Raw genomic sequence first — 15,848 nt, forward strand, 5'->3', positions numbered from 1 at the left:
CAATGCGCTCGTCCTCGCGCCGTGTCCAGGCCAGCACTACCGCGTCGGCGCCGCGTGGTCGAGACACGCCGCGCCGACGCGGTAGTGCTGGCCTGGACACGGCGCGAGGACGAGCGCATTGATTATCTGGCCGAGAGAGGCTTTCCCTTCGCCACGCTCGGCCGCAGCCGTTCGGGTGGCAAGTCATACCCTTCGCTGGATCTCGATTTCGAGAAGGCCGGCAGCGACGCCGTCGACAGGTTGGTGGCGCGCGGCCACCGACGCATCGCCGCCATCCGCCCTGCCCTCAACCTCAATTTCGGCTACCTGTTCCTCGACGGCTACCGCAAAGCCTTGAAGCGGCATGGCATCGAGGTCGATCCTGCCCTGATCGCCGACGGCTTCATCAACGAGGCCGGCGGCTATCAGGTGACGCCGCGTGTGATGCTGGCAAAAGACCGGCCCACCGCCATCATCTTCAACAACGACGCCATGGCGCTCGGCGGCTGCAAGGCGCTCGCCGAAATGGGCATCCGACCCGGCCATGACATCGCGGTGATCGTCATCGTCGACACCCCGCTCTGCCGCTATTTTTCCCCGGCGCTGACCGCCTTCCGCCCGGCGCTTGAACCGATGGGCCGGCGGCTGGCCGAGATGCTGCTCGCATCGCTTCCTGCCTTCGCCGGCCCGGAAGGGGCGCGGATCATGCGCGAGGTCTGGCCGCTGGAGCTGATCGCGAGAGAAAGCGACTGAAAGCATTGCCGAAGGCTGGCCGGGCAGGCCTCAATCCACCTTCTTCTCGCCCTTCTCGCCAGCCTTGACGATGTCGCCGGTGGTGAACAGGATCTCCTTCAGCTCCGCCCGCCAGTCTTCCTTCTGACGCAGCAGGAATTCGAGATTCATGCCGAAGTGCTTGAATTCCTCACCTTGCGCATTCTTCATGATGGCGCGCGCCTGCGCGTCCTTTTCCACCGACATGCGCTGTTCGTACCAACTGATCGCCTCCGCCTCCTCGATCAGCGATGTGATCATGCGGGCAAAGGTCCGCACCTTCTGCGTCAATTCCTCCGCCGGCTCGTGATACTGATCGAAACCCATTTGTCCTCCTGAGCCCATGGCTCGACCGACGATCGCGGCGATGCCTGGGCTCGCCTGCAACGGTTCCGATTGGAAAATGGTTCCGGGCACGCGCCGGCGCGGCCTGTCACGCAAGTATCATGTTGGAGTCCTAGACCGCTTGCGGAAGGTGCTGGCGGCATGTCGATGCGACACCCGCTCAGGCATGCTCTGTCACAAGGGGATATCGATGAAACATCTCAGCCGGACTGCCGCACTTGGCGCGACACTTGCCCTGTTCACCACCCTGACGCCCGCGCTCGCCGATGGCGTCGCCTATGTCAACAAGGGCCTGGTCGGCGTCGGCCGTATCCCCGCCAGCCAGAAGGACAAGTTCGGCGAGACCTTCGGCTCCGGTTCCGGCATGGCGATCGACGTCAAGGGCTGGGCGCGCGACGGAAACGCCTACAAGGGTTCACTGTGGCTGCTGCCGGATCGCGGCTACAACGTCGTCGGCACCACCGATTACCGCGCCCGTCTCAACACCATTTCGATCGAGCTTGCACCGACCGCTCCGGGCGCGGCGCTCGCCGCCGGCCAGGAACAGTCGGGTGTCAAGGCGACGCTCGCCGACACCTTGCTATTGACCGACGACAAGGGCGCTGACGCGACCGGCCTCGACCCGCTGAACGGCGTCCGCCCGGCAGCCGGCGACATGCCGATCCTGCCGCAGGCCGACAATGGCAAGCTCTCGCTGGACGACGAGGCGATCGTGCGGCTGCCCGACGGCACCATGTTCATCTCCGACGAATACGGCCCGAACATCTATCGTTTCTCGGCCGAAGGCCGCCTGATGTCGGCCACTCAGCCGCCGGCCGCCCTGGTGCCGATGCGCCACGGCAAGCCGAACTTCGCCTCCGACAATCCGGGCCCGGGTGCCGCCGAGCCCGACCCGAAGGATCCCGAGACCGGCCGCCAGAACAACCAGGGCCTGGAAGGCATGTCGCTGACGCCGGACGGCAAGTTCCTGATCGCCGTGCTGCAGTCGGCGCCGCGTCAGGATGGCGGTGATTCCGGTTCGACGCGCCAGAACACCAGGGCGCTGGTCTATGACGCTTCCGACCTCGCCCACCTCAAGCTGGCGCATGAATATGTCGTGCCGCTGCCGGTGTTTAAGGACGCCAAGGACAAGACCAAGGTGGCGGCCCAGAGCGAGATCGTCGCGCTCTCCAACACAAGCTTCCTGATGCTGACGCGCGACAGCGGCAACGGCCAGGGCGTGAAGGGCGAAGAGTCGCTATACCGCAAGATCAACATCGTCGACCTGTCCGGCGCGACCGACATCGCCGGCGGCCCGTTCGACGCCGCCGACAAACCGGTGGCGCCGAAGGGCGTGCTCGATCCGTCGGTGAGCCCGGCCAAGCTCACGCCGTTCATCGACATCAACGACAAGGCCCAGCTTGGCCGCTTCGGCCTGCACAATGGCAAGCCGAACGACAAGGACAATCTCTCTGAGAAATGGGAGGCGATGTCGCTGGTCAGCGTGCTCGATCCGAAGCTGCCCGACGACTACTTCTTGTTCGTCGCTAACGACAACGATTTCCTGACCCAGGACGGCTTCCAGGTCGGCGCGCCCTACAAGGCCGAGGACGGCGCCGATGTCGACACCATGTTCCTGGTCTACCAGGTGACGCTGCCGAACCTCGCCACGAACTAGCTGCAGACAGAAAGGCGGACGCGCCGGGCGCGTCCGCCTTCAGGCCATTTGCCGATGATCTACTTCAAGATCTCCGCGTCCCTCGGCACGCCGGCATCGATCGGCTCGGCCGTCCTGTTCGACACGGCCGTGAGCTTGCCGGCGGGCGACAGGTTCGGGCGCACGTAGACCTGCGCGACGCCGTTAACACGACTGTAGAGGTCGATGATGTCCTGGTTCATGAAGCGCACGCAGCCGGACGAAGCATTCTTGCCGATGGAATCCCACTCCGGCGTGCCGTGCAGCCGGTACATCGTGTCCTTGCCGTCGCGGAAGAGATAGAGCGCCCGAGCGCCGAGCGGGCTCTGCGGACCGGGCGGCATGCCGTCCTTGTATTTCGCCAGTTCCGGCCGGCGCTGGATCATTTCCGGCGGCGGCGTCCAGACCGGCCACTTCTTTCGCGCCTGAACCACGGCGCTGCCGGTCCATCCGAAACCGGCCTTGCCGAGGCTGACGCCATAGCGGATGGCCTCGCCGCCGTCGCGCACCAGATAGAGGAAATGCTCGGAGGTGTCGACGACGATCGTGCCGGGTTTTTCGCCGGTCGGGTCGGGCACGATCTGGCGCACGAACTTCGGATCGAGCTTGGCCACCGGGATTGCCGGCAGCTGATAGCCCTCGTCGACGCGTGCCGCATACATGCTCTCGGCCGCGCCGAAAGCCGAATCGCTTGGCGGCGGCGGCGCTGGCACCGGCGGCGGCGCCACGTCGGTGGTGGTGCAGGCCGAAAGAGCCACGGAGGCGGCACCCAGAGCGGACGCACCGAGAAACGCGCGCCGGTTCAGGCGCTCAGGAAACAGCACAGTATCGGACATGATCCCCCCGGCTATCGATAAGATCTATTAAGGAGTGCGGCCCCACGCACCCGGGATCAATAGCCCATTCCGCACGCTTTGAGAACATGACTGGATAATCGCACGCCAGGGCTTGATGCCGAAAGTGTGAAGCGATTTTCGCGCCAGGCGGAATTTTCCGGCGTCGCATCGATCTCCACAAGCCGGCAAGAACAAGGTGGTTCGCCGGTGCTCGCGGCGATAGACGGTCGGTCAGCGCGATCGACCGCGACGTCCACCTGGGCTGCCGGCCTTGATGTGATCGACCAGGGCCCGCAGCTTCGGAGCCATATTCCTTCTGTTTGGGAAATACAGAAAAAAGCCCGGGAATGAGGGCAGATATTGCTCAAGCAAGGAGACGAGCGCGCCGCTCTCGACATAGGGGCGGAAAGTCTCCTCGGTAGCGAAGGTGATACCAGCCCCAGCCAGAGCGCTGCGCAGCATGAGGCGCAAATCATTGGTGGTGATCTGCGGCTCAACCGCGACATTGAAGGAAATGCCGTTCTCTTCGAATTCCCATCGATAAGGCGCGTTTTCCGGCGAGCGGCGCCAACCAATGCAGCGGTGGCGGACCAGATCGCGGGGATGTTCCGGCATGCCATTCGCCACCAGATATTCGGGAGAAGCGACGACAGCCTCCCTCACTTGCCCACCGACAGGCACAGCGATCATGTCCTGCTCGATGACCTCGCCCAACCGAACCCCGGCATCGAACCCGGCGGCAACGATGTCGAATTCCTCATCCGTTACGGTGACATCGACAATCACGTGCGGATGCGCTTCGGCAAAGGTCGTCAACAAAGGACCGGACAAAAACGGCTCGGCAATCGAGGTGACCGCGATCCTCAGCCTCCCCCTTGGGGATTGGTCACCATCGACACCCTCAAGCGCCTGCACAATATCGGACATGGGCCGACAGAGCGCATCATAAAGCCGCTGTCCCGCCTCGGTCAGGCGCACGGCCCTGGTGGTGCGCGTGACGAGCATCGAACCGAGATCGTCTTCAAACCGTCGTATTCCCTGGCTGACGGCAGAGCGGGTGACCCCTAGACGATCAGCGGCGGCGCGAAAATTGTCCTCCTCGGCCACGGCAAGAAAGAGGGGGAGAAGATTATAGTCCAGTCGCATTGTCAAACATTACTAACCAGCCAGTCGAGCATTCGACAGATACACGCAACATCAATTCTCGTCCAACCTTTTGGTGCCATTCGACAACCAGAAGGAAGATCGACATGAAAGCACTACTTCTAGCAGCCTGTTTGCCGGCCCTGGCCGAGCCAGTCGCGGCCCAACCCTGTCCGCTGGACGGAGGCAACGCCCCGCTTGCCCTTCACAAATCGTGGATCATGGAGGGGTGGGAACGCAATGAAGGCGACCCGCCCTTCGTCTTCGCCGAGAAGATGAGCCGCTACTATGATGTGAAGGCACCCCGGGGCGTCTTCTACGACAATTTCGCACCCGGCCCGACACAGCTTTTCGACAACGCCGCTGTCTACGGAGCGAACTGGGAGAACCTCCAGAATGGCGCACGCTCTGTTCGCCACGCGCTCACCGGCGGTGATGATCAGATTACGGGAGGCGATGTCGCCTCCACGACAATCGGTTTTGTCGGGCAGATCAGCCGCCTCGACGGAGAGGTCGTCGCATTCGACGGGCGCTCGCAGCTCGGTTGGGTCTGCATCGACGGCGCGGGGAAGATCCGTCAGGAGCTGAATTACGCGCGGGTGGTCAAACCGCAGGATATTGCACGCTTCTATCGGCAGCAGGCGGAAGGCAAATGAGCATGTCCGATGCCACCCATCCCTATGTCGGCATGTGGGTTACGGCAGATGGCCATATCCGGCATCAACTCCTGCCAACCGGCCGCTATCTCGAGGCGCGCGGCAATCGCGAGCGCGCCTACGAGGGACGTTACGAGATAAATGCGAGCCACATCTACTATTGGGACGACACGGGGTTCACCGCCGACGGCGAGTTCGTTGACGGCATCCTGCACCATGCCGGCATGATCCTCTATCGGCAATAGACGGTGGAGGGGGACCAGGCGTGAATTTCGCGCCCGGCCTTTCCGATACGGCTCACGCAGCCGGCGGGCAGCGTGGCCATCGATCTGGCGGAAATGGATGTATGCGAAACAGGCCTGCGATAGGATCGCGGGCCTGATTCATTTTCGGTGCCCCACCATGGACGAGAAGACGCCTGCCCGCCGGCGCACCGGCGACCTCACCAGCGGCCCGATCCCGCGCACGCTGCTGCTGTTCGCCTTGCCGGTGCTCGGCTCCAACGTGCTGCAGTCGCTCAACGGTTCGATCAATGCCGTATGGGTCGGCCGCTTCCTCGGCGAGGCGGCGCTGACCGCGACCTCCAACGCCAATCTGGTGCTGTTCCTGATCCTCGGCACGGTGTTCGGCATCGGCATGGCCGCCACCATCCTGGTCGCGCAGTCGGTCGGCGCCCGCGACCTGCCGGAGGCGCGGCGCATCGTCGGCACCAGCGCCACCTTCTTCTTCCTCGTCTCGGTGGTGTTCGCCGTCTGCGGCTGGATCTGGGTCGACGCCATCCTCAACACGCTGGGCACGCCGGCCGACGCGCTGCCGCTGGCGCGCTCCTACCTGCGCATCATCTTCGTCGCCGTGCCGATGATGAACCTGTTGTCCTTCGTCATGACGGTGTTGCGCGGTGCCGGCGATTCGCGCACGCCGTTCGTCTTCATGGCGCTGGCGGTCGTCCTCGACATCGTGCTCAACCCGCTGCTGATCCGCGGCCTCGGGCCGTTCCCGGAGCTCGGCATCGCCGGATCCGCCACCGCCACGCTGATCGGCCAGACGGTGAGCGTGATCGCCATCCTGGTCGTGCTCTATGCCCGCAAGCATCCGCTGAGGCTCGCCGGCGCCACCCTCGCCCTGCTGCGGCCCAATCCGGCGCTGCTCAGGATTGTCGTCTTCAAGGGCGTGCCGATGGGCCTGCAGATGATCGTGATTTCCGCCGCGGCGCTGACGGTCATGGGCATCGTCAATTCCTACGGTTCTCAGGTCGCCGCCGCCTACGGCATCGCCGCGCAGCTCTGGACCTATATCCAGATGCCGGCGCTCGCCATCGGTGCCGCCGTCTCCTCGATGGCTGCGCAGAATGTCGGCGCCGGGCGCTGGGATCGCATCGGCAAGGTCGCGGCTTCGGGCGTCGGCTTCAACCTGGTGCTGACCGGCGCGCTGGTCTTCCTGCTGTTTTTCTTCGACCGTTCGATCCTCAGCCTGTTCCTCAGCACCGACAGCGCGGCCATCGACATCGCCGCCCACATCAACAATGTCGCGTCCTGGTCGTTCATCCTGTTCGGCGTCACCATCGTGCTGTTCGCCACCGTGCGCGCCACCGGCGCGGTGATGCCGCCGCTGATCATCCTGGTGATCTCCGTGCTGATCGTGCGCACCGGCTTTGCCTATTTCTTCAGGAGCGTGATCGGCGAGGAGGCGCTTTGGTGGAGCTTTCCGGCCGGCTCGATCACTTCACTGGCGCTGGCCGCCGGCTACTACCGTTTCGGCGGCTGGCGCACCATGCACATGATCGAGGGCAGGCCGGCCGCCGGCGAGCCGCCGGACACCGGTCTCGGCGTGCCGCGCCAGCGCGCGAACATGGCGCCCGAAGCGCCGAACGGCTAGAGCAATTTTCAGGAAAACTGCTCAGCGGTTTTCCGTCCGGAATTGCGCCAATCTATCAAAAGCCGCCTTAGCGCGCGTATCTCGCACCGAAGCCGAGCGCCACCAGCGCAAAGACCGTGATCATGCCGGCAAAGGCCAGGCTTGCTGCCGTCGCGCTCGTCCAGCTCGACAAGATGCCGATGCCGATCACCGGCAGCGCGTTGCCGGAGAAGCAGCAGATGAAGAAGGCCGACACCACTTCGGCGCGCCGGTCGTCCGGCGCGATCTGGTTCACCACCTGCAGGCCGCCGCGATAGCCGAGCGCCGCCGCCACGCCGCACAAGGCGGTTGCGGCGATCATGATTGCCATGGACGCATAGACTTGCGCGGCAACGACCAGCACCACGGTCGGGATCATCAGCGCGAGCGCCGCCAGCATGGTGATGCGGCTGGACAGCCGCACCGTCAGCAGGATGGTCGCCGCCGCCACCATCGACAGCTCGAAGAACAGCGCGCCGGCCTCGGCATGATTCGTGACCTGCAACTGCTGCGCCAGAATGCTTGGCGCCAGCGCCGCGTAGAAGCCGACCAGCGCCATGGCCCCGAAGCCGGTCACCGCCGGCGCCACGAAGGCCGCGCGGATGTCGGCGGGCACCGACAGCCGTGGCCGCATCGAGACATCCGAGAGCCGCCCTGGCCGCGACACGGTTTCCGCGTGCGCCAGATCAAGAGCGTGACCAGGGCAAGCAGCGCCAGATAGAGCGCGAATGTCAGCCTGAGCGGCCAGGGCGCGTATTCGGCAAGCATCCCCGACACCAGCGCGCCGAGGCCGAGGCCGACGAAATTGGTGCTGGTGGCGATGGTTGCGGCGCGCGATTTGTCCTCGCTGTCGATCAGCTCGGCGAGCCAGGCGGTGCCTGTTCCCGCGCCGACGCCGATGCCAAGACCGCTCAGGATGCGGGCGATATCGAGCCAGGCGACGTTCTCGGCGAACAGGAAAAGCAGCGCGCTGACAAGGGCGGTCGCCATCGCCGCCAGGGCGGCCGGGCGGCGGCCGATGGCATCCGACAGCCGTCCGAACACCAGAAGCGCCGCCAGATTGCCGACGACATAGACGGCATAGACCAGCGTGAGCGTCATCTGGGAGAAGCCGAAGGCGTGTTTGTAGATGATGTAGAGCGGCGTCAGCACCGTGCTGCCGGCAAACAGCGCCGCGATCATGGCGGCGACGGCGGTGGTCGCGGCGCCGCCGCCGAGTTCATTGTCGCGCGTGATGCCTTGAGCGTAGGTCGTCATGTCGACGTCCTTCTTTTAGGGGGATGCCCGCCTAACGTGTAGGTGGTGACGGCCGTTCCGCTCGCCCAATACGCTCCTGACAGGATGGTCAGTATGGCGCCGCGCGAAATCCTCTCGTACCCTTCGCCTGTTCAAGGGGAGAATCGATGGGCAAAGGACGGGTCGAAGCATTCACCGATGGCGTCGTCGCCATCATCATCACCATAATGGTGCTGGAGCTGAAGGTGCCGCATGGCGAGGATTTTTCCGCCCTTGCGCCGTTGTGGCCGGTCTTCTTCAGCTACGTCCTGTCCTTCATCAATGTCGGCATCTACTGGAACAATCTGCACAACATGTTCCACACCGTGCAGCGCGTCGACGGATATGTCCTGTGGGCGAACCTCAACCTTCTGTTCTGGCTGTCGCTGATGCCGGTGACGACCGCTTTCATGGGCGAGAACCATTTCGCGCCGGTGCCGGTCGCCGTCTACGGCGCCGACCTGGCGCTCTGCGCCGTCGCCTACACGATCCTGGTAACCAAGCTGCGCCACCTGCACGGCGCGGACACGACCTTTGCCAGGGCGGTGGGCCAAGACAGGAAGGGCAAGGTTTCGCTGGCGATCTACATAGCTGGTGTGCTGCTCACCTTCGTCAACCAGTGGATTGGCGTCGCCCTCTATGTGGCGGTGGCGATAACCTGGTTCGTGCCGGACAGGCGCTTCGAGAAGCTTATCGAAAAATAGACGACGCTACGTCCGCATCGCCTTCAGCTTTTCAGCCACCGACGCCGCGAGGTCGGCATAGCGCTCCTCCAGCCGCTCGGCCGCCTTGATGACGGGGAAGTCATGGTCGAACTTCTCCAGCGCCATGCGCAGCTTCTCGACGAAGTCGGCCTGCTTCTCCAAAGCCGAGAACAGTGTCTTGACCTGCGCCTCGCTGATGTCGGGATTGGCCAGCATCTTCGGCACCTCGCGGCCCATCTGGTCGCCGGTGGCGGTCTGCTCCTTCAGGATTTCGGCCCAGTCGGTCAATCGGCAGTCTCCTTCGATTGGGGCAGCATGCGCGGCGGCCGCCCATGCGGTCAACCCGCCAACGTCGAAGCGGACTTGCCTGAGCCTGATCCGGCGTTAAGTTCGGCGCAACCTCGAACAAGGACCCTGCCATGACCACCGACGCCGAATTCCAGTCCGCCCTCCCGGCCCTCGCCTCCGGCAACGTCGCCGTCATCACCGGCGCCGCCAGCGGCATCGGCCTTGCCGCCGCGAAGAGGTTTGCGGCCATGGGCATGAAGATCGTGCTGGCCGATATCGGCGGGGCGCGCCTCGACGAGGCAAGCCGGGCGGTCGCCGCGATCGGCGGCGACGTGCTTGCCGTCGCCACGGATGTTTCCGCGCCGACGAAGTCGATCGGCTGGCGGAAACGGCGCAAGGCGCCTTCGGCGACGTGTCGCTGCTGATGAACAATGCCGGTGTCGGCAACAATCCCGGCAAACCGTGGGAAAACCGGGATGCCTGGAAGCGGCTTCTCGCCATCAATTTCTGGGGCGTCGTGCATGGCGTCGAGGCCTTCGCGCCGGCCATGCTGGCCTCGGGCAAACCCGGCCTGATCATCAACACCGGCTCCAAGCAGGGCATCACCACGCCGCCCGGCAACCTCGCCTACAACGTCTCCAAGGCCGGCGTAAAGACCTTCACCGAGGGCCTTGCCCACGCCTTGCGCAACGAGCCCGGCGCAAGGATCTCGGCTCACCTGCTCATTCCCGGTTTCACCTATACCGGCCTGACCGAAGGCGCGACCGAGAAGCCGGCCGGCGCCTGGACCGGCGAGCAGGTCATCGACTTCATGCTCGCCTCGCTCAAGCACGGCGATTTCTACATCCTTTGCCCCGACAATGAGGTGGCGCGGCCGATGGACGAAAAGCGCATGGCCTGGGCGATCGGCGATATCATCGAGAACCGGCCGGCCCTGTCGCGCTGGCATCCGGACCACAAGGACGCTTTCGCGGCCTTCATGAGCCGCTAAAGCAATTCCAGAAAGTTTTCCGTACGGAATTGCGTCAGAAACAAGAGACAGAGCGGTTCAGCGTTTCATTGAAATGATGAACCGCTTTGGCGGACCCGCTCAGGCGGCAGCCTTCTTCCTTGCACCGTTCTTGCCCGCCACGGCCTTCTTGGCAGCCAGTTCGGCGATCTTGCGGTCATGCCGTTTCGCCGCTCGCTCGCACTTCGCGCGGATCTCCTCGACCTCCGATTCAGTCAGATGCTCGATGCCAATGAAGTGATTGTGGGCGCGGCCCACCCGGATCAGTTCGTCAAGTTTGGCTTGGATCGCCGCGCCGTCGCGGTTCTGGGTGTTCTGAATGAGGAACACCATTAGGAAGGTGGCGATGGTGGTGCCGGTGTTGATGACGAGCTGCCAGGTGTCGGAAAAGCCGAAGAACGGCCCGCTCAGCGCCCAGACGACCACGATCAGCACGCAGGCGGCGAAGGTCGGCGGCATACCGGCCACATGAGCCACCCAATTGGCAATCCTGGTGAAAAGTCTCTCGATCATCGGAATCTCTCGACTGTCGCGCGAACTCCGGAAGAAACAGCCAACGCACGCTCCCGGTTCCCCTGAACCGATCGGGACCGTGCAATCCGGCACACGCGGAAAGCGCAGGCGCAGGAAAAAACACCTTATGGGTTTATTGCCATAGTGCCGGAGCAGGCAGGAAAAGCCTGTTCCTTCCGCTTCACGGCGGTTTACCTCCGACCCCTTCCGCTGCGCCACCCCCGCTTGGCGGAAGGGGTTTATTCCGCGGAAATTAGGCTGCGTCGTTTTCCCAGCGGTCGAGGAATGACTCGATCGGCATTTGCTGCATGTCGGGAACAGCCCCCGCCAGTTTCTCCGGCGGCCAGTCCCACCAGCCAAGCTGTTCGATCCGCGCCGCGATGTCGGCGGCGAAGCGCGGACGCAGCGGCCTGGCCGGCACGCCGGCGACGATCGTATAGGCCGGCACGTCATGCGTGACCAGCGCGTTGGCGCCGACGACCGCGCCATTGCCGATGGCGACACCTGGCATGATCACCGCGCCATGGCCGATCCATACGTCGTGGCCGATGCTGACGGACCTTGCCTGCCGTCGCTCCCGGAAGGCCGCGTCGACGCCCAGCCAGCGGAAATACTCGTTCGGCCGGTAGCTGACCTTGTGCTGCGTCAACCGCTCGATCGGATGCTCCAGCGCATTGATGCGGCTGTTGGCGGCGATCGAGCAGAATTTGCCGATCGTCGTGTAGATCGCCTCGGCGTGGCGTTCGAAATAGGAAAAATCGCCGACCGTCACCTCGCGCAGGATCACTCGCTCGCCGATCGAGGCGTAGCGGCCGAGCTTGCAGGCCTTCAGTTCCGCGGTCGGATGGATGCGCGGCTCAGGGTCTTTCAGGACGAGGTTTTCGGCACGGTCCATGGGGCGGCTTTACCCCCACGCGATTGGTCCCGCAAGGCGGGAGCAATTGTCCCGCGCAATTGCTGCTGCAAAGCGGAAGCAATTGTCGTGCCGACAAACAGCCCCAGAGAGCCTGCCCCGCTTATTGCGGCTTGCCCTTGGTCCAGACCACGTTCTGGCCGTAGAGCGGGATCGTCGTGACCGACATCTTCGCCGACCCGTTCTGCACCTGGCGTGAATGCGAGAGATAGATCAGCGTCTCGTTCTTCTTGTCGTAGATGCGGTTCACCACCTGCTTCTTCCAGATCAGGCTGATGCCCTGCTTGAACACCTCCTCGCCGCTTTCGCCCATGTCGATGTCACCGATGGTGATCGGTCCGGTCTGGCGGCAGGAGATCGACGAATCGGACGGATCCTCGAACCAGTTGCCCTTGTGCAGGCGATCGATGACGCTGCGATCGAAATAGGCGACGTGGCAGGTGACGCCCTCGACTTTCGGATCCTTGATTGCCTCGACCATGATGTCGTTGCCGACCCAGTCGACGCCGACCTTGCCGACCTCCTCGGCCGCCGCGGCGCCAGCGCCAAGAACGAGGCATGCGGCAAGCGCGCCGCCGATCAGTTTTCGCAAGGAAGCCTCCTCGGTTCGAGTTGCCGGTCTCAGGTGGGACTGAGGTGGCTTGTTTACAAGCTAGGCCTGGCGGAACCTCAACATCTGCCGCAGCACGTCGCTCCTGAGGACAAAGTGCTGGACCAGCGCGCCGGCGATATGCAGCAGCACGACATAGAGCAGGATGTTCTTGCCCACCACATGCACCAGCCCTGCCCCCGGCACCTGCAGGAACCAGGCGGCAGCGCCCGAAAGCGGCACGATGAAGATGAGCGCATAGATCAGCAGATGCGCCGCCTTGGCCAGCAGCCGCAGCGCCGGATCCTCCATGCCCGAGACCGGTGGCACACCGCGCGTCGCCCTCAGCCAAAGCCGCCACGTCGCGAGAACGAGCACCGCAAGGCCGAGCACGACATGCATGTAGGCCAGCGGCAGATCTCCGGCGGCGGCCTCCTGCCCGCGGCGAAAGGCACGCCAGACATGCTCCATGCCGTCATGGGCTAGGAACTGAACCAGGATCAGCACGGCGATGCCCCAATGCAGCCAGATCTGGGTCTTCGAATAGGAGGCTGCCTGCATGTCGGTCCATCGCTGAAATGTCTACCGCGAAGATAGATTGGGAGAAAAACCGGTCAAATTAAGGATTGGTAATATACCGCCAAGGGCCACTGCCGCATCGATCCGGTTGCGGCAACGCGGCATCTTTGCCTCGGCCGCCTCTACCCGCTAAGACTTGCTCGGACAAGGCGCCTGATTGGGCGCCCAATGAAATCACGACGGACATTTCCTGATGATGCGCTCAATCCTGGTCGGCATTCTCGTCCTGATGGCGGCAGGCATCGGCTGGCTCACCTTCGACTGGTACCGCGGCCACTATGGCGGTGAGCCCTACGGCGGGGCTTTCGCGCTGGTCGACCAGAAGGGCGCCCCGATCACCGAGGCCGCATTCAGGGGTCATCCGAGCGTCGTCTTCTTCGGCTTCACGCACTGCCCTGAGGTTTGCCCGACCACGCTCTTCGAGATGACCGGCTGGCTGAAGACGTTGGGCGACGAGGGCAAGAACCTCAATGCCTATTTTGTCACCGTCGACCCCGAGCGCGACACGCCCGAGGTTGTGAAAGCCTATGTCGGCAATTTCTCCGACCGCATCGTCGGCATCAGCGGCGACCCCGACAAGGTCCATGCCATGGCCAAGGCCTTCGGCATATACTGGAAGAAGGTCGACACCGGCGACGGCGACTACACGATGGACCACACCGCCTCTGTGCTCTTGCTCAATGGCAAGGGCGAGTTCTCCGGCACCATCGCCTATGGCGAAAGCGCCGACGCCGCCGTTGCCAAGCTGAAGCGCCTGGCGAACGAAGGCTGACACGATCCGATGGCGCAGACGCGGCTCCATTTCACCGCCGGCAAGATCGAGGCCGATCGCATCTTCGCCGCGCTCGATGCGGCCTTCGAGGATGAGGGCCTGCCGCTTGCCGTGCTGGAGGTCGACGAGGATCGCGACATCCACGAAGTCTCGCTCTATGCCGATGGCGACGTCGATGCGGTCGAGGCGCGGGTGAAGGACATTCTTGCCAGCCTGGCGCTGACGAAGCCGATCGAACGCGAAACGCTGCCCGAAATCGACTGGGTAGCGCGCTCGCTGGAGGGCTTGAAGCCGGTGCGCGCCGGCCGCTTTTTCGTCCATGGCGCGCATGACCGCGACAAGCGCCACAGCGGCGATCTCGCCATCGAGATCGAGGCTGGGCTTGCCTTCGGCACCGGCCATCACGGCACAACCGCCGGCTGCCTTGAAATGCTGGCGAAGGTCGTGCGGCGCGAGCGGCCGCGCAACGCCCTCGACCTCGGCACCGGCAGCGCCGTGCTGGCGATCGCGCTGGCGAGGCTGGCGCATATCCCGGTGCTGGCGACCGACATCGACCCGGTCGCGGTCAAGGTCGCCGCCGCCAATGCCCGCCTCAACCACGTCAAGGCGCTGGTCGAAACCGTGACCGCGCCGGGCTTCCACCACCCGATCTTCAGCAGGCACGCGCCGTTCGATCTGATCGTCGCCAACATATTGGCGCGGCCGCTGATGCGGCTGGCGCCGGAAATGGCGAAGCACATCAGGCTCGGCGGCTCGCTCGTGCTGTCCGGCATTCTCGATCGCCAGCGAGACGCCGTGGTCTCGGCCTATGTCGGCCAGAGCTTCCGCCACGTTCGCACCCTGCACCGCGAGGGCTGGGTGACGATCCATCTCAAGCGCTGAAATTGGACCAATCCGACCTTCCGGAATCGATTCCGGTTTTCGGGGCCATGCGCTACGGTCGCGCCGAACAGAGGAGGCCCATCATGTTCCAGACCTTCGATTCGGCGGGCGATCCGTCTGTCGGCAAGCCGCGCGTGGCGCTGCTGCGGCAATGGTTGGCTGAGAACAAGCTCGATGGTTTCATTGTTCCCCGCGCGGACGAGCACCAGGGCGAGTATGTCGCCGACCGCTCGGCGCGGCTGAAATGGCTGACCGGCTTCAGCGGCTCGGCCGGTGTCGCCATCGTCCTTAGCGACCGCGCCTTCGTCTTCGTCGACGGGCGCTACACGCTGCAGGTGCGCAGCGAAGTCGATCTCGACATCTTCGCCATCGAGAGCCTCATCGACAACCCGCCTGCCGTCTGGATCAAGGACAATCTCGGCAAGGGTGCACGCTTGGGCTTCGACCCATGGCTGCACACGCTGAGCGAGGTCAAGGCGCTGAGGGCCTCGGCCGAGCAGTCCGGCGCGACGCTGGTGCCGCTCGACAAGAACCCGATCGACATCATCTGGAAGGATCAGCCCGAGCCGCCTGTAGCGCCCGTCGAAGTTCATCCGATCGGCTTCGCCGGCGAACTGGCCAAGGACAAGCTGGCGCGGCTGGGGGCGGCGATCGACAAGGACGGCGCGACGCATGCCGTGCTCACCGACCCGTCGTCGATAGCCTGGGTCTTCAACATCCGCGGCGGCGACGTGCCGCACACGCCGCTGGCGCTTGGTTTCGCGATCCTTGCCGCCGACGGCAAGCACCAGCTCTTCATGGACCAGCGCAAATTCCCGCGCATGGTTGCCGCCTATCTCACCCAGCTTGCCGATCCGCACGAGCCAGGCGAGTTCGAGGCGGCCGTTGTCGCGCTGGCCAAGGGCGGCGCCAGGATTGCGCTCGACCCCGTTTTGGCGGCTGAGAAGCTGAGGATTTTGGTCGAGGGCAACGGCGGTACGGTGGTCTCCGCGCCCGATCCAGCCCGCATTCCGCGCGCCACCAAGA

At 64.3% G+C, this 15,848-nt stretch carries 19 protein-coding genes and 1 pseudogene; 10 read left to right on the forward strand and 10 right to left on the reverse strand.

The window, feature by feature from the left end; translation table 11 throughout:
- On the forward strand, positions 1-732 hold a 732-nt coding region (locus EN745_RS14550; protein ID WP_127421584.1), incomplete at its 5' end, for a substrate-binding domain-containing protein.
- Between the two features lie 30 nt (positions 733-762).
- Here the strand turns inward: EN745_RS14550 and EN745_RS14555 are convergent.
- Entirely contained in the window at positions 763-1,077 is a 315-nt protein-coding gene (locus EN745_RS14555) for a hypothetical protein (protein WP_126053927.1), read from the reverse strand.
- 208 nt (positions 1,078-1,285) lie between these two features.
- Here EN745_RS14555 and EN745_RS14560 point away from each other — a divergent pair, with 208 nt between their 5' ends.
- On the forward strand, positions 1,286-2,752 hold the full coding sequence (locus EN745_RS14560) for an esterase-like activity of phytase family protein (RefSeq protein WP_127421585.1): 1,467 nt from the start codon (positions 1,286-1,288) through the stop codon (positions 2,750-2,752).
- A gap of 59 nt (positions 2,753-2,811) precedes the next feature.
- Here EN745_RS14560 and EN745_RS14565 read toward each other — a convergent pair whose 3' ends face one another.
- Together EN745_RS14565 and EN745_RS14570 are read right to left on the reverse strand one after the other, a co-directional pair.
- A complete protein-coding gene (locus tag EN745_RS14565) occupies positions 2,812-3,606 on the reverse strand; it encodes a L,D-transpeptidase (RefSeq protein ID WP_127421586.1) in 795 nt (264 codons plus the stop codon).
- Positions 3,607-3,837: 231 nt separating this feature from the next.
- Positions 3,838-4,752, reverse strand: coding sequence for a LysR substrate-binding domain-containing protein (locus EN745_RS14570; protein WP_127421587.1), 915 nt, complete (start codon positions 4,750-4,752; stop codon positions 3,838-3,840).
- Positions 4,753-4,856: 104 nt separating this feature from the next.
- On the opposite strand from EN745_RS14570, the gene EN745_RS14575 reads away from it, so the two are divergent.
- The 3 genes from EN745_RS14575 (at position 4,857) to EN745_RS14585 (ending at position 7,280) form a co-directional block, all read left to right on the forward strand.
- Positions 4,857-5,405, forward strand: coding sequence for a hypothetical protein (locus EN745_RS14575; protein WP_127421588.1), 549 nt, complete (start codon positions 4,857-4,859; stop codon positions 5,403-5,405).
- Positions 5,402-5,650 carry an Atu4866 domain-containing protein gene (locus tag EN745_RS14580; RefSeq protein WP_126053922.1) on the forward strand — a complete coding sequence of 83 codons (249 nt, stop codon included), beginning with the start codon at positions 5,402-5,404 and terminating at the stop codon, positions 5,648-5,650. The genes EN745_RS14575 and EN745_RS14580 overlap by 4 nt, the downstream gene beginning before the upstream one ends.
- A 157-nt stretch (positions 5,651-5,807) precedes the next feature.
- Positions 5,808-7,280, forward strand: coding sequence for an MATE family efflux transporter (locus tag EN745_RS14585; protein WP_127421589.1), 1,473 nt, complete (start codon positions 5,808-5,810; stop codon positions 7,278-7,280).
- A 67-nt stretch (positions 7,281-7,347) separates the two neighbouring features.
- Here EN745_RS14585 and EN745_RS37005 read toward each other — a convergent pair whose 3' ends face one another.
- The gene (locus EN745_RS37005; protein WP_245487729.1) at positions 7,348-7,932 is read right to left on the reverse strand and encodes a hypothetical protein; all 585 of its coding nucleotides are present in this window, start codon (positions 7,930-7,932) and stop codon (positions 7,348-7,350) included.
- Positions 7,872-8,555 (reverse strand): MFS transporter, encoded by a 684-nt coding sequence (locus EN745_RS37010; RefSeq protein WP_245487730.1) that lies wholly within the window; start codon positions 8,553-8,555, stop codon positions 7,872-7,874. Before EN745_RS37010 ends, EN745_RS37005 begins: the two co-directional genes overlap by 61 nt.
- Before the next feature lie 146 nt (positions 8,556-8,701).
- Between EN745_RS37010 and EN745_RS14595 the strand changes: the two genes are divergently transcribed.
- Positions 8,702-9,277 (forward strand): TMEM175 family protein, encoded by a 576-nt coding sequence (locus tag EN745_RS14595; RefSeq protein WP_127421590.1) that lies wholly within the window; start codon positions 8,702-8,704, stop codon positions 9,275-9,277.
- A 6-nt stretch (positions 9,278-9,283) separates the two neighbouring features.
- On the opposite strand, the gene EN745_RS14600 is transcribed toward EN745_RS14595, so the two are convergent.
- Positions 9,284-9,565, reverse strand: coding sequence for a hypothetical protein (locus EN745_RS14600; RefSeq protein ID WP_126053918.1), 282 nt, complete (start codon positions 9,563-9,565; stop codon positions 9,284-9,286).
- Positions 9,566-9,696: 131 nt separating this feature from the next.
- On the opposite strand from EN745_RS14600, the pseudogene EN745_RS14605 reads away from it, so the two are divergent.
- Positions 9,697-10,556 (forward strand): annotated as a pseudogene (locus EN745_RS14605) (SDR family NAD(P)-dependent oxidoreductase).
- 99 nt (positions 10,557-10,655) lie between these two features.
- Here the strand turns inward: EN745_RS14605 and EN745_RS14610 are convergent.
- The 4 genes from EN745_RS14610 to EN745_RS14625 all read right to left on the reverse strand — a co-directional run bounded on the left by EN745_RS14610 (position 10,656) and on the right by EN745_RS14625 (position 13,150).
- On the reverse strand, positions 10,656-11,087 hold the full coding sequence (locus tag EN745_RS14610) for a low affinity iron permease family protein (protein WP_189347475.1): 432 nt from the start codon (positions 11,085-11,087) through the stop codon (positions 10,656-10,658).
- A gap of 253 nt (positions 11,088-11,340) precedes the next feature.
- A complete protein-coding gene (locus tag EN745_RS14615; RefSeq protein ID WP_127406649.1) occupies positions 11,341-11,982 on the reverse strand; it encodes a DapH/DapD/GlmU-related protein in 642 nt (213 codons plus the stop codon).
- 121 nt (positions 11,983-12,103) lie between these two features.
- Positions 12,104-12,592: a CreA family protein gene (locus tag EN745_RS14620; protein WP_127406650.1), complete on the reverse strand. Its 489-nt coding sequence runs from the start codon at positions 12,590-12,592 to the stop codon at positions 12,104-12,106.
- Between the two features lie 60 nt (positions 12,593-12,652).
- On the reverse strand, positions 12,653-13,150 hold the full coding sequence (locus EN745_RS14625) for a cytochrome b/b6 domain-containing protein (RefSeq protein ID WP_127421591.1): 498 nt from the start codon (positions 13,148-13,150) through the stop codon (positions 12,653-12,655).
- A gap of 211 nt (positions 13,151-13,361) precedes the next feature.
- Here EN745_RS14625 and EN745_RS14630 point away from each other — a divergent pair, with 211 nt between their 5' ends.
- From EN745_RS14630 to EN745_RS14640, 3 genes are all read left to right on the forward strand, one after another.
- Positions 13,362-13,940: an SCO family protein gene (locus tag EN745_RS14630; protein WP_126053913.1), complete on the forward strand. Its 579-nt coding sequence runs from the start codon at positions 13,362-13,364 to the stop codon at positions 13,938-13,940.
- 9 nt (positions 13,941-13,949) lie between these two features.
- Positions 13,950-14,822, forward strand: coding sequence for a 50S ribosomal protein L11 methyltransferase (locus EN745_RS14635; protein ID WP_126053912.1), 873 nt, complete (start codon positions 13,950-13,952; stop codon positions 14,820-14,822).
- An 83-nt stretch (positions 14,823-14,905) separates the two neighbouring features.
- A partial coding sequence (locus EN745_RS14640; protein WP_189363052.1) for an aminopeptidase P family N-terminal domain-containing protein occupies positions 14,906-15,848 on the forward strand: 943 nt, incomplete at its 3' end.

The sequence above is a fragment of the Mesorhizobium sp. M4A.F.Ca.ET.022.05.2.1 genome (genome assembly GCF_003998845.1).
GTDB lineage: Bacteria > Pseudomonadota > Alphaproteobacteria > Rhizobiales > Rhizobiaceae > Mesorhizobium.

Bases quoted from the DNA above. Each gene is read 5' to 3' on its own strand.
- EN745_RS14555 (WP_126053927.1), bottom strand. From the start codon at position 1,077: ATGGGTTTCGATCAGTATCACGAGCCGGCGGAGGAATTGACGCAGAAG.
- EN745_RS14560 (WP_127421585.1), top strand. From the start codon at position 1,286: ATGAAACATCTCAGCCGGACTGCCGCACTTGGCGCGACACTTGCCCTG.
- EN745_RS14565 (WP_127421586.1), bottom strand. From the start codon at position 3,606: ATGTCCGATACTGTGCTGTTTCCTGAGCGCCTGAACCGGCGCGCGTTT.
- EN745_RS14570 (WP_127421587.1), bottom strand. From the start codon at position 4,752: ATGCGACTGGACTATAATCTTCTCCCCCTCTTTCTTGCCGTGGCCGAG.
- EN745_RS14575 (WP_127421588.1), top strand. From the start codon at position 4,857: ATGAAAGCACTACTTCTAGCAGCCTGTTTGCCGGCCCTGGCCGAGCCA.
- EN745_RS14580 (WP_126053922.1), top strand. From the start codon at position 5,402: ATGAGCATGTCCGATGCCACCCATCCCTATGTCGGCATGTGGGTTACG.
- EN745_RS14585 (WP_127421589.1), top strand. From the start codon at position 5,808: ATGGACGAGAAGACGCCTGCCCGCCGGCGCACCGGCGACCTCACCAGC.
- EN745_RS37005 (WP_245487729.1), bottom strand. From the start codon at position 7,932: ATGCGGCCACGGCTGTCGGTGCCCGCCGACATCCGCGCGGCCTTCGTG.
- EN745_RS37010 (WP_245487730.1), bottom strand. From the start codon at position 8,555: ATGACGACCTACGCTCAAGGCATCACGCGCGACAATGAACTCGGCGGC.
- EN745_RS14595 (WP_127421590.1), top strand. From the start codon at position 8,702: ATGGGCAAAGGACGGGTCGAAGCATTCACCGATGGCGTCGTCGCCATC.
- EN745_RS14610 (WP_189347475.1), bottom strand. From the start codon at position 11,087: ATGATCGAGAGACTTTTCACCAGGATTGCCAATTGGGTGGCTCATGTG.
- EN745_RS14615 (WP_127406649.1), bottom strand. From the start codon at position 11,982: ATGGACCGTGCCGAAAACCTCGTCCTGAAAGACCCTGAGCCGCGCATC.
- EN745_RS14625 (WP_127421591.1), bottom strand. From the start codon at position 13,150: ATGCAGGCAGCCTCCTATTCGAAGACCCAGATCTGGCTGCATTGGGGC.
- EN745_RS14630 (WP_126053913.1), top strand. From the start codon at position 13,362: ATGATGCGCTCAATCCTGGTCGGCATTCTCGTCCTGATGGCGGCAGGC.
- EN745_RS14635 (WP_126053912.1), top strand. From the start codon at position 13,950: ATGGCGCAGACGCGGCTCCATTTCACCGCCGGCAAGATCGAGGCCGAT.